Here is a 13,676-nt window from a genome sequence, read left to right as displayed (position 1 = left end):
AGAACAGCAAAGCAATTTACTAAGGAGGCCGTCGAAATGAAAGTCATATCGGTTTACGGATATTCAAAATCGGGCAAGACCACAACAGTAGAACGCATAATAAAGGAGCTCATCAAACGCAATTATACTGTAGGTTCAGTAAAAGAGATACATTATGAAGAGTTCGCCATAGACATGGAAGGCTCCAATACGGACAGGCATAGAAAAGCAGGAGCCGGACCGGTTACCGCTCGGGGCCTTTATGAAACGGATATTTTGTTTAAGAAAAGATTGCCTATGCCTGAGATATTAAAATTTTATGATCAGGATTTTGTAATACTGGAAGGAGTAACGGATTTTGGGGTCCCCAAGATTTTATGCGCCTCCTCCATCGAAGATGTAATGGAGCGCATACATCCCAGCGTATTTGTACTAAGCGGCGTGATAAGCAACAAAATATCCCGCTTTAAAAGCCTTTCCGTCATCAATGCCGTTACTGATATAGAGAGGCTTACGGATCTGGTGGAAAGCACCGCCATGGATTGGGAGTCTGTATAATGGATATAGAGATAGTGGAAAAGTTCAGCAGCAAGCGAAATCATGTATATAAGGTAAAAATACATACTTCCTCTTCTGCTGTTTTAGCGGTGATGAAGAAGTATGAAAAGGAAAATACCCGCTTATTGGCCGTAGAGTATAATAACTTGAATATGCTCCGCCGGTCCGGTCTGTCTGTACCCGAAGTGATATATAAAGATGAAGGCAGCTTGTTCTTACAGCATATTGAAGGAATCCTGGTGAACGATTTGGCGGAAAGCCTTGATATGGGAGATTGGATTGATGACTTGGCCTTATGGATGAGCAAGCTGCATCAAATATCCGCCGGAGCCTTCAGCATGCTGAAGGGTGACGTGAATCTGAAGAACTTTATATACGGCAGTAATAAGATATATGGGCTTGATTTTGAGGAAATGAAGCACGGCGACGGGCGCATGGACTTGGCTGACCTATGCTTTTTCATACTCACGAATGCTCCTTCCTTCACAAAAGAAAAGCATCTCATAATGAGAAAGCTTTTGAAGAGCTATGAAAAATACTCCGGTTCGCAGCTCAAGGATATGGCCGGGTACTTGCTTCTGAGCAAAGCAGAGGCAAAGATAAGAAGGAGCGGAAATATACAAAATAAACTTAATAGCGAGGAGCCGATATGATGAGAAGGGAGTTTATAGAGTTTGCGCCTAATTTGCCTGTCAATGTACATTATCATAGCTGTAAGCATTATCCCATCCATTGGCATAAGGCCATGGAGATAATCTATGTAGTAGAAGGCAAAATCAGCGTCAATATAGAAACGGAAACTCATATTCTAAAGGAAGGCCAGATAGAAATAATCAATAGCGACGAAGCCCACAGCATATCCGGCAGAAGCGGCAATAACAAGGCTTTAATATTTAATATCGATACCGGATTTTTAAATAAATATTACGATATAGAGAATATGTTTTTTTATACTGAAACCTCCGATACGGATGTGCAGAAATCCGAAAAATATGAAAAATTGCGGGAGCACCTGGCTATACTGCTGTGCGAGCTGTTTCAGCGAAGCGAGGATTTTGAAGAATTTATAGAAGATACTTTGGTGGAATTGCTGTATCATCTCATCAATAATTTTCATTATCTCATCTACGATGAAGAAAGCCTGAAGGATAATGAGGTTCAGTTTGAGAGATATGACAGGATAATAAAGTATATATATTCCAACTATCATAACAGGATAAGCCTCCAGGACATTGCCAGAAGAGAATATCTCAGCTCTCATTATCTATCCTACGGCATAAAAAATAATGTAGGGCACAGCTTCAATGATTTTCTTAATCTTACCAGAGTAGAAGAAGCCATAAAGCTTCTGCTGGATAGCAATAAGACTATATCGGAAATATCAGAGGAATTAGGATTTTCACACACAAGATATTTCAATAAGCATTTTAAGAAGCATTATAGATGCACTCCGATGCAATATAGAAAAAAGCATGACTTGTCTGCCGAAGAATATGAGGCTATGAAAAAGTATGACACTCTTCCTATTAATACCGCTCTGGAGCATATTGCAAATTATCTTGAAGATTATCCCAGATTTCATTCTGAAAACAGGATAATAAAGCTGGATATCGACCTGATCGGCAATGCCCATGGGGATTCATGGACAACAGGAATTGAGTCCGTGTATTTAGGCTGCTGCAGAGAGCTGTATTCCCAAAGGAAAATGGCATATATAGCTCAAGCGAAGAAGGATTTAAACTTCAAATACGGGATAATAAGCAATGTTTTTTTGAAAAAAAGCCATACCTTTAACCAGATAGCATACTGGGAAGAAATGAGGGAGATATTTTGCTCCTTGATGAAGCTGGATATAATACCTCAGATCATATTGGATGATGAGGATACAGATATAGAGCCTTTCATGAACTATTACAAAGGGTTTTTCGGTGAAGATGCGATGAAGGAGTGGTCCCTATGCAACTTCAAGGATATGGAGCGGAAGCCTGACTTAAGCCTTGATCCTCTATATGACACTGCTTATATGATACCGCTGATCATCGATGCTTATATAAACCAAAAGGAGGATATGCCGTGCCCGGCACTGTTTGACGAATTGAGTGATGAGGAAATTGATAATTCCGTTTTCTTCGGCGGAAAGGGTCTCATAAATAAATATGGTATGAAAAAACCTTCATACTATGCCTACAGTTTTTTATCCCTACTGGGAGAAAATATGATCGATAAAGGAGACGGATATATAATAACCCAAAGGGATGGAAACTATCAGATACTGCTCTACCTATATGACGATAAGCTGAAAAGCCCTGGGATCAAAGATAGAGCCCTCAAAAAATCCGGAATGAGAACCATGCTGAAGCGAAAGTATTCCATCAACTTATCTTCCCTCCCCGATGATTTCAGGGTCATATCTTACAATATAAATGAAAAAAACGGATCAACCTACGATAATTGGATTTCCATCGGGGCCCCAAAAGCTTTGACTGGTGAAGAACTAAAGCTGCTTGACACTGCATCCGGACCTTCTGTAAAATTCTATAACGCAGGCAAGAGCCCTGTCTTTAACATAATATCAGCCTTAGAAGGCTATGGAGCCAACTTGATTCAGCTTCAAAAAGTACAAAAGCACCTATAACATGGTGCTTTTTATTTATTCGACGACTTACGAAAAACTTCAGGTGCTTAAACTTATACCTTTTAACGGTTACCTTGGTGAATGAAAAAAATTACAAATATGTATATACTTTTTATTGAGGATGATGTCTGTCCGTTTACGAAAGGTTGTGATCGACATGAAAATCAATAGAAATATATTCAAATCAGAAAACACAGATAAGCTTCTCATTAAATTTGCAGTGCCTACCATCATAGCTCTATTAGTCATAGAGCTATATAACATGGTGGATACCATATATGTAGGTCGGTATCTGGGAAGCACAGCCATAGGAGCATTGGCAATAGCCTTCCCTGTTCAGCGCCTTATTTCCGCCTTGGGCCTTTTGATAGCCGTGGGTTCCTATACCGCGGCATCAAGATATCTGGGAGAAAAAAATTATGATGATCTGAAAGCTGTAATAAAAAATTCTCTGGTCCTTACCATACTGATAATGTCTGCAATTACATCTCTCCTGTATTTCTTTTTGGATCCCATAATAATAGGGCTGGGTGCAAGCCAAAGCATATTGCCTTATTCCAAGGATTATATAGGCATTGTGATATTCGGAGGCGTATTTCAATCTTTAGCTATAGTGATGTGCTATATCATAACTGCTCTGGGAAACCCTAGAATAACCCTTAAGGCCACAGGCTTAGGAGCTGTTTTAAATATAATACTGGATTATGTATTGGTGGCCTATTATCCTTTAGGCGTGAAAGGAGCAGCAATTTCAACAGTTTTATCTCAGTTCATATCCTTCTTATATGCATGGCACAAATTCAGCTATGTGAAAAAGGATTTGAATTTAGGCTGGAAGCTCAGGCTTAATCATGGTATTTCTTCAGAGATCCTCTTGATAGGCTTCTCCACCTTTGTGATAGAAATATCCGACGCAGTAGTAGCTGTGCTATTGAACAACCTTCTCCTGTCCTACGGAGGGGATAAGGCATTGATAATAATAGGTGTTACCACAAGGATCTCAATGTTCCTGTTTATTACCGTGATCGGCATAAGCTCTTCCATGCAGCCCATAGCGGCATTTAATTACGGAGCTGATAATTATGATAAGGTAAAAGATGTGGTAAAAAAATCAATCGATTATGCGACCGTGTCATCAGCTATTGTGTGGCTGTTGATGATGGTCTTCCCTCAATATATTATAGGCTTCTTTATGGCTGATTCCGAACTGCTTATAGATACCATAAGAATCCTGAGAACCATAATATCCATTTTCCCCGTTGTAGGCGTATACTATGTTGCAATATACTTTTACCAGGCAATGGGGGAAGGCAGGGGTTCCTTCCTCTTGTCCATTTACAGGCAAATTGTAGTGTTCATTCCTCTTATGTTTATAATGGCCAAATCCATGGGCTTACCGGGAATCTGGCTGTCCTTTCCCATATCGGACATGATCTCTTGCTTAACCGGCATCTATTATATAAAGCGCGCTTTTGATATAGTGGAAGAGCCGGAATACTAAACAGGCGATTAGCCTTGCATTGACAACTGTTTAACGTTATAATATAGATATAATTTCCATAAGCTCAATAAACAGAAATACTCCGATTTTATGCATCTAAACGAATTATACGCGCAAGATGCATAAAACGAAAGGGTATTGCAGGAAACTGCAGTGCCTTCCAGTGCGAAAAGGAGTAATAAACCGGCTTTTTAAAACTTCTTTTTGCTATAAAAGAAGTTTTTTTATTACTCATTTCCATTACGAGTAAACTGTGTCAAAATTTTAAATAGGAGGAGAGCATTATGAGCTATTCAAACACTAAGAAATCCTTGAAGGTACTGGCACTATTAACAGCTTTTACCCTTATATTTTCATCCCTTGGCCTTATAGCTCCGGATGTATTAGGAAGTTCTGTATACGCAGAAGCATGGACTCCTAAAACGGAGCAGCCTATTGTTGTGGTTACGGGCCAGGGTATAGGATTCACCGATGAAAAATCGTATACTCTAAGCGAACTCATATCAATGCAGCATGTTACAAATCTTTACTCCACAATAAACACCACTCCCACCAAGAGCATATATCTTGGGAAGGGAGTAAAAGTCGATGATCTCCTGAGCAAATCAGGCTTCACCAAAGACAAATATGATCTATTCAAGATAGCTTTTGCAGCCAAGGATGGTTACAAGGTCACCTTCGACCCTTCTCACAAAGGAGATTCTACCACTTCCAAGGTATTGACCACCCCATCCTACGGTATGGAAAGATATTATTTCCCCAAACTGGGCAGCGGACAAGCCGACGGCAAAATCCCCGTGGATACCATACTGGCCTTCGGAAGAGCCGGCGATAGGGGTAAACCTGAGATAATACCCCAAAGCAGTTCTATAGAAGCTTTGACTGATAAGGATGCACCCCTCTTGATGGTAGGCCAGCAGCATGTGGAAGAACAAAATAATCCCTTGTTTAATAAAACCATACAAAAAATACTTGTTGGCGAAGAACTGCCTGCAGTTCTGAAAATAGGTAATAAGGATTATACAAGAGCTGAAATACTCCTCATGCCTAAAATGGCAGGCAATTGGACCTATACTAAAAAAACAGGCCCGGTGGCTGACTACTGTGTGGGAGTTCCTTTGAGCGAACTTCTCAATGGCTATGACGATAAGGACAAAGTAGAATTTATATCTGCCGACGGCTATGCAAATGATCCTGTTACCGTAGGAGATATAAAAGATTCCTCCAAGCAGTACATACTGGCCTATGAAGCAGGCACCGGCTCCGGTGACTCCAAAGCAGTCTGTGACACTGCAAAGGATAACCCGGCTATAGTCGGTTATTTCAGGATATACAGCCAAAACGGCTCCTTAATAAAGCTGGTCAACGAGATCAAGGTCACTCCGTCCGGCGGAACAGACTATTCCAAGAGTCCTTACAAGCACATTACAAACGGCGGAGTTGCCGGCGATGCACCTTACAATATAGATGCAATAACAGGAGCAACATTGACCTTTGAAGGTCCCGGCCTTGCGGCCAGCATACCTCTCTCCATCAGAGAAATGGAGAACCAAAATGCAGGTGCCTTCCGCGGAGATTATAAGGATATTCGAAGCGGAAAAGAGACTGTACTTAAATATGAAGGAATCCGTCTTGAATACCTATTGAAGAATATGACCTCCGGCACAACCGGTATAAAGCTCACCGATTCCGCCTATAAGGTGCTCTTAAAAAACAGAGTGAGACAGACCATAGCAGAATTTACCTTAGAGCAAATTGCCCAGGCTGAAGCACAGGGCAAGCCCATAATCATATCCTATGGAACCTCAAACCGGGACGGCTCCAATCCGAGGCCATTTGTCTATGATGCAGGAGCAGGTGCCGATGCGTCCTTGGGCAATGAGGATGGCTGTATAAAGCTTGTTTATGATAAATCAGCCTTCCGCTTTGATCCGAACCCCAGCTATACCAAGTTCGGAAACATTGCATACATCTATGTGGCAGAGAATGATTCCCCGGGCTATAAGCATGATAAAGCCCCTTACGACAAAGCAGAGAATTCTCAGTACATAATAACCGTTACGGGAGATAAGATCGGAAGAGAAGTAAACTATACAGTAAAGCAAATAGAAGATATGGTCAAGTATGAAGACAGCAAGCCCGCTATAAGCGGCATGGGCTATAGAGCCGAATACAGCCTCTCCAACTCAACCTACTGGTATGTCAATGAATATGAAGGGGTTAAGCTGTGGGAGCTTCTGAAGAAATCCGGAGTCCCCGAAGCCATGGCCAAGGGCGAAGGCTCCAAGACCGTGGTGCAATTTGCCGCTACAGACGGCTATAAGGATTTTGACAAGTTCACTCTGGCTCAGATAGCAGATCCCGGTCTATTCGGATACTATGAAAAGAACCCCGCCGATTTGAACGACGGAAAATACGCTTCCAAGGATGAAGATGATTTAAGATCCACCGGTTATCCCGTTTTAGTAGCCTATGGGGTCAACGGATATCCATATGTTATAAAAAATATTCTGGACGGCTATAAGAGCGGCCTTGGCAATGATGGAGGCCCCTTGCGCATCATATCCGGCAAAACAGAATACCACCATGCCAACGGCTCAAAGCAGGCCAAGCTGCTGGATAAGATAATCGTGGGCAATGAAGTCAACTACAGCACCCACAGCGGGAATCCGGACGAAAATTATAAATCTCTCGCTTCTCAAAAGATAGATGTAAAAGTGATAGGCATGGATGGAAGCACTCTCAAGAATCTAAGCTACACAATAGCAGATATAGAAAGCATGATTTACGGAGCCGATATCTCCAATACTGAAAAGGTTAAGGCTAAAGTAAAGGATTTCTACAAGGTCAAAAAAGGCGATAAAGCTTACATCGATTTGTATGAGGGTATAGATCTTAGCTATTTCCTGAAGGAGAAGGCTCAGATACCCGGGATCAAAGGCACAGTGATCCTTACAGGCTCTAAGGGAGAATCCTTGACCGTATCCCTGGACGATATATTCTATAACAGCAAAAAATCCATCCTGGCTTTTGCTAAAAACGGCACCCCCATGGTACCGGATAAAGACTCTAAGGGTTATGTCAGCTCCTATACGGACGGAACAGGCGAGAAGATCAATGTGAAGAACGACGGCGGGCCTCTTATGATGATCATGCCCCAGGAAAAATCCATAAATGCGGTTGCTTCAATTGCAATAAATCTTCAGCCCGATAAATATGCCCATATAGAATCCCCTTATAACCAACTGAAAAACAGCACCATAACTATTGAAGGCCCGGGAACTAAGCTCAGCTCACCTAAGACCTTCAAGGTTTCGGACATAGAAGACAAGCAGACCCTCGCAATCACAGCCGATTATAACGTGAAGAAGACTGCTTCGGAACAGCAGATCCGCTACAGAGGGATAGATCTCTACAGCTTCTTACGATCTGCGGATGTAGGACTCCAATCCAATGCCAGCGAAGCAGTCTTTACCGCTGCAGACGGAAAGAGCCTGACCTTCTCATTATCGGAGGTCATGAAAACTGATTATCTCAACGGTGCAACCAAAGCAGCGGATTTGAAGATGATATTGGCCTATGGCTCAAGCCCAATAACTCACAGCAATCCCGAGAACGGCAAGCCTCTTGTACCGGATAAGGACTCTAAGGGTTATGATCCCAACTATAACAATTCGGGAGGCCCTCTTTGCCTAATGGTAGGCCAGAAGTCCGCAGAAGACATCAATTCCTCCAATATACTAAAAAATGTTGTGAGGATATCCGTCAAAGCTTCTGAAGCCACCAGCTGGAAACATGACATGAGCCCTGCCTACAGCCAGTATCTGGACAAAAGCTATCTGGAGCTTACCGGGACTGCTTTGGCAAACCAGAATAAATATACTCTCCGCGAGCTTGAAGCCATGGATGACATAATACTGAGAGATTCCTATACCTATATCGGGGAGCATCAGCATGAAGGCCTTGACCTGTGGAAGCTCATCACTCAAAAGGCAGAGCTCAAGCCCGGAACAGACATCACCTCTGTGAAAGTTATCGCATCGGATGGATTCTCACGGGATGTCCTGTCTGTATTCGGAAAGGATGCCCTGGAAAAAGGAATCGCAGACGGCCTGGACAGAAAGATAATCATGCTTTCCTATGCTGCAGACGGAAATCCGCTGGTTACAGATACCAACAGCGACGGATACACAAGCGGCAATGAAGGCGGACCCATAAGGATGATCACTCACTTGAATCAGGGAGCATGCCTGAAGAATGTAGTCAAGGTAGTAGTAGACGGAAACACCGATCATGCCCCTTCATCGAAGCCTGCTGAAAAAGTATTTACCTCCTATCTGGGCGGGGATAAGGGCGGATTACCTGTGGCAGGAGTGAGGACCGTCGTCCCCGATGATAAAGGCGGCCTTTGGATAGGCACCTATGGAGGCGGAGCGGCTTATCTGGATGCAGCAGGAAAGATAAATGCCCTGACCTTGCCGGGAAGCTATGTAAACGATATAGCCATAGATAAAGCAGGCGGCGTATGGTTTACCCTCGGAGGCATGGAGCCTCAAAATCAAAAAGGGGCCGCTTATCTCAAAGACGGAAAAGTGGCCCATTATACAAAGGAAAGCACCAAGGGCAATCTCATATCGGATTTTGTGCAGAGCGTGGAAATAGACAGAAGCGGCAAAGTGTGGTTCGCCACCGCTTCAGGCTTGGTCTGCTTTGACCCTGCAAATAACAGCTGGAAGAGCTGGACCAAGGAAAACGGCCTGCCCGCCCAATCAATCTGCGCACTGACGGCGGATGCTAAAGGCGGCATCTGGATAGGATGCTACCCTGATACAGCAGATGCAGAAAAGAATATATACAGCGGCGGATATGCATATATGACCAAGGAAGGAGCTATAAAGGCATATACAGACACCAAAAATACTAATTTTGCCGACCAATGGGTGAGAAGCATTTCCATAGACCCCCAGGGCGGAGCATGGATAGTAAAGTCCGGTTCTTACTCTACCATGGAAAATGCAGGAGGCAGGATTAATTATGTAAACCCTAAGGGAGAGATTGAAGCCCAATATACAGGACAGGAGCTGCTCCCCGGGGAATTGAAGGATAACGCGGAAATACGAACTATTGCTGTGGATTACAAAGGCAGTTTGTGGATCGGAACCAGCTCCAAAGGAATATTCTTCTGCAAGAAGCCAAAAACAGTGAGCAAGAAATTTAACAGAACCAACGGAGATTGGCAGGACATCAGCAGCTTAGACTCGATATTCTCCATAGCCGTAACAGAAGGTACTCTGTGGGCAGGAAGCAATGGCGGCGTAGTCCATGCTTTGACGGATAATATATTCATGAAAAAATAAGTATCAGGAGCAGGCAGGCACACTGCTTGCTCCTGATTTTACTGCGGAGGTAAACTATGAAAATCAGGAATAACGTATTTTCAATTTTATTGTTCCTTTTGCTATCCTTATCCCTATTGACTGCATGCCAGGCAAAAGTCCCTTCCGCTCCGGCTGCGGATTTGGCAGAAGCCGCTGATGAAACGAAAGCCAAGGAGCAGCCCGTGGAAATACAAAAGAAAGCCGAAGAAGCAGCCCCCCAGGAGCAGCCTTCAGAAGATGCCCTTAAAGCAGCACCTGCAGAAACTCCGGCAGAGCCGCAAAAAAAGGAATCTTCTAAATCGGATGATAAAGCCTGCTTTCAGATCGAAGGTACAGGCATAGAAAAATCTATTCTGCTTTCTCTGGATGAAATGAAAGCCATGAATGACGCTTGTTTTGAGGATGACTTCTTTTCTCTCAATAGCTATGGAACAAAAAAGTATTTTCATTTTAAAGGTATAAAAATAAAGGCTATTTTAGATAAAGCCGAATTAAAAGATAACGCTAAAAATATAAAATTCGTTGCAACAGACGGTTATACCCAAGAGCTGACTATTGACCAAGCTTTAAGGGAGGACTATATTGATGAACAGGATCCAAGCAAGAAATATCCTGTTATAATCGCATGGCATGAAGATGGTAAGGATTATGATGCTGAGAAAGGTCCACCCTTCCGCCTTGTAATAGGTCAAGAAGAACCTGACGACATGAATAAGGTTAAATGGGTAATGAATATCACTAAAATAATTGTAAATTAGAGGTAAGAACATATGAAGAAAAATAGAATTTATATTGTGCTGCTCCTCATAATTGCCCTTGGGGTCTCCGGCGCCCTATGGTATGTGAATGATACCAGGAAAGAAACGTCAATGATAAAGGAGATACTGCCCAAAGCAGGCAAAATAAAAGTCATAGATGGGGCTTTAGATAATCCAATAATTAAGGAAAGCTTCCCTGCTATTGAAAAAGTCTATAGTATCGATAATAAGCCTGCAGCCTTTATAACCTCATCAACAGGGTATGAGGGTATAATAAAAATGCTTGTAGTGATAGACAATGAGGAAGAAAAAATAGCCGGTGTTCGGGTTTTAATTCAGGGGGATACTCCCCTATATGCAGGCGGCATAGAAGAAACATGGTTTACTGATAGATTTAAAGGATTGGGACTATTAGAATACCTCAATCGAGTAGTCTTAGACCCACAAAAGCCTACAGATATTGTTCAAGTTACCGGTGCCAGTTTAACCAGTCAGGTTGCTATAAACAATGTAAACTCTGCCCTGGGGGCATGGAATTATTTAGTTGCTAATAAAACAAAGGATCCAGTGGATAATTTCATATCTCAGGAAATGTGGCAAAAAGATGAAAATAGCTTTGAGTTAGCTTGGCCTGAAGATAAATCCATAAGAATTACAGTAGATGACTTAAAAGAATTCTCACAGGTTTCAACGGAGACTATATTAGCAAAGACCAATGGCGTAAGAGAGGATATAAAAGCATCAGGGGTATTGCTTGCAGACATTCTCAAGAAAAACAATATAGATATAAATGCCTATGAAGCCTTAGGTATAACAGGCAGGGACAATTACTATTCCATGATAAGCAAGGATATAATGGAAAACAGAGATATTATATTAGCAACCATAGTAGACGGTGAGGAAATACCCCGGGAGGAAAAGCCTGTTAGAATTGTCATACCGGATGAAATGGGACCCTATTGGGTAAAATGTGCAAACAAAATTGAACTATATACTCATATTTCCCCAAAGAATATTAAAAATGTATATATATTTAAAGCATTGGTAAAGGACATAGAGCCTTACTACTATGAATACTACGGCAGCCAAGATGAGTCATATTTAGTTGGTAAAATTCTTACAAAGTTCGGTGAGGTAGACCAAAATGGTTTCTTCACTATGGTTGCCTCTGACGGATTGATAAAGAATGAGACCATCAGCATGGTCAGAGATAGGTATTATATAAAAACCGTTGGGGATAACGCTCCAATGAACATAAGCCCCGGCTTTAAGCTCGGTTATAACGTAAAAGAAATGACATCCTTTTCCACAACTATAGATGCAGCCGTTTTCCCTGAGATAATGGCAAAGGTTATTGGGGAAAAAAGCTTGCCCCAAGGAAAAGCTATCAAGCTCAAAAGAATATTAGAGGAAGCCTTAATGGATTTGGAAGGAGTCAAAAAACTGTCAATAAATGATATCAATGATAAAGAATCTATCATTGATATAAATCAATTGGAAAATTCCTATTTAATACCTAGGGATAATGGTGCCGATATATTGGTAGATAGCATTTTAATAGAAAACGTACTAAAAATAAGCAAAACCCAAAATTAAGGAAAGCTATACTATGAAAAAGAGTGAGTCAAAATCATTGAGACAAAGAGTTCAATTATTCCTAGCCCTTGCTTTAATAATCATAATCATCCTTTACAATCTTTATATTAATGAGATATTGGACTTTAAGATTCTAAGCATAGCTGATTTAAACCCTTACGGCGGTTGGAATGCCCTAAGAGAATATGTAACAGATAGCAGCTATGAATTTGAAGGTATAAATAAGAGCATTGCCCTGACTATAGCAATACTCGCTATATCTGTACTAGGGGGCAGATTCTTTTGCGGATGGCTTTGCCCACTAGGAGCTATACAAGACCTTGGGGCTTGGCTCAGCAGCAAAATAAAAATATCGAAGCATGTGAAAATAAATAAAAAAGGCCATAACCCTTTTTTTATAAAATACCCCATACTTTTATCACTTTTGCTCATATCAATATTAGGGTATGGTGCAGTGATTGCAGAATTATCTCCTTGGCGAGCATTGCTTAACCTTCCGAGACTTTTTTCTGCTTGGGCTGAAATGAAAATAGGATTCATAATACTGGCATTTGTCTTTTTGGCTTCTATGCTTCTCCCTCGGTTTTTTTGCCGATACCTATGTCCCCTAGGTGCGGCTCAATCACTATTTAGCTCATTATCCTTAACATCATTGAAACACAGTAAAACCTGCCATAGTTGTAATAAATGTTTGGAAGAATGTCCCGCAGGTTTAAAATTCCTCAAAGAAAGTGACAGCATTTCTCCTGAATGTATAAGATGTCTGAACTGTGTGGAGCAATGCAAAATTAGAAATGAAAGCAGGGCTTACTTAAGTCTATTTAATAAAAAAGTATCCAAAATAAGTTATTTTGCACTAATGTCAATACTCTTTGTTGTCCTATGGATTGGTATGCCAAAGCTATGGGTCAGAAACTCTTACGACGGCAACATTATTTTGGGTACTTTAAAGGACGGAGCTTACCAAGGAGAGGCTAAAGGCTTTGCAGGAAAAATCATCACAGAGATCATAGTAGAGGATGGTAAAATCATAGAAATAGAGATTATTGATCATCATGAGAGCAAAGGCTGGTATGATGAAGCCTTTATGGTAATTCCAAAAGAAATAATAAAAAAGCAAAGGCTCCAAGTAGATGCTGTAAGCGGAGCCACAAAGACCAGCAAAGGCTTGCTGAAGAGTGTGGAGAGCGCCTTGAAAAAAGCAAAGTAATTAGATCCATGTACAATACTCCAATGTAATGTTTTAATTATTTAAATAGACCTCTGAAACT

The 13,676-nt window shown here is 41.5% G+C and carries 8 protein-coding genes and 1 riboswitch; all 8 genes read left to right on the top strand.

Translation table 11 applies throughout. The features are described 5' to 3' along the window. The first annotated feature begins 36 nt into the window (after positions 1 to 36). The 8 genes from mobB to AC4HCY_RS03945 all read left to right on the top strand — a co-directional run bounded on the left by mobB (position 37) and on the right by AC4HCY_RS03945 (position 13,615). Positions 37 to 537 carry a molybdopterin-guanine dinucleotide biosynthesis protein B gene (mobB, locus tag AC4HCY_RS03980; protein ID WP_491095435.1) on the top strand — a complete coding sequence of 167 codons (501 nt, stop codon included), beginning with the start codon at positions 37 to 39 and terminating at the stop codon, positions 535 to 537. Then, positions 537 to 1,190, top strand: a complete 654-nt coding sequence (locus AC4HCY_RS03975) for a hypothetical protein (protein ID WP_491095434.1) — start codon at positions 537 to 539, stop codon at positions 1,188 to 1,190. Before mobB ends, AC4HCY_RS03975 begins: the two co-directional genes overlap by 1 nt. Beyond that, a complete protein-coding gene (locus AC4HCY_RS03970; RefSeq protein ID WP_491095433.1) occupies positions 1,187 to 3,172 on the top strand; it encodes a helix-turn-helix domain-containing protein in 1,986 nt (661 codons plus the stop codon). Before AC4HCY_RS03975 ends, AC4HCY_RS03970 begins: the two co-directional genes overlap by 4 nt. 157 nt (positions 3,173 to 3,329) lie before the next feature. Continuing rightward, entirely contained in the window at positions 3,330 to 4,673 is a 1,344-nt protein-coding gene (locus AC4HCY_RS03965) for an MATE family efflux transporter (RefSeq protein ID WP_491095432.1), read from the top strand. Positions 4,674 to 4,741: 68 nt separating this feature from the next. Continuing rightward, a riboswitch (molybdenum cofactor riboswitch) is annotated at positions 4,742 to 4,865 on the top strand. A 92-nt stretch (positions 4,866 to 4,957) separates the two neighbouring features. Beyond that, entirely contained in the window at positions 4,958 to 10,030 is a 5,073-nt protein-coding gene (locus AC4HCY_RS03960) for a ligand-binding sensor domain-containing protein (RefSeq protein WP_491095431.1), read from the top strand. Between the two features lie 56 nt (positions 10,031 to 10,086). Beyond that, a complete protein-coding gene (locus tag AC4HCY_RS03955; RefSeq protein ID WP_491095429.1) occupies positions 10,087 to 10,809 on the top strand; it encodes a molybdopterin-dependent oxidoreductase in 723 nt (240 codons plus the stop codon). Between the two features lie 12 nt (positions 10,810 to 10,821). Next, positions 10,822 to 12,405, top strand: coding sequence for an FMN-binding protein (locus AC4HCY_RS03950; protein WP_323431117.1), 1,584 nt, complete (start codon positions 10,822 to 10,824; stop codon positions 12,403 to 12,405). Positions 12,406 to 12,418: 13 nt separating this feature from the next. Beyond that, a complete protein-coding gene (locus AC4HCY_RS03945) occupies positions 12,419 to 13,615 on the top strand; it encodes a 4Fe-4S binding protein (protein ID WP_323431118.1) in 1,197 nt (398 codons plus the stop codon). The last annotated feature ends 61 nt before the right edge of the window (positions 13,616 to 13,676 follow it).

It is taken from the genome of Lutispora sp. QWL-02, assembly GCF_058315355.1.
The sequence above is the reverse complement of the archived record's forward strand: the minus strand, read 5'-3'. Positions and strand labels throughout refer to the sequence as shown.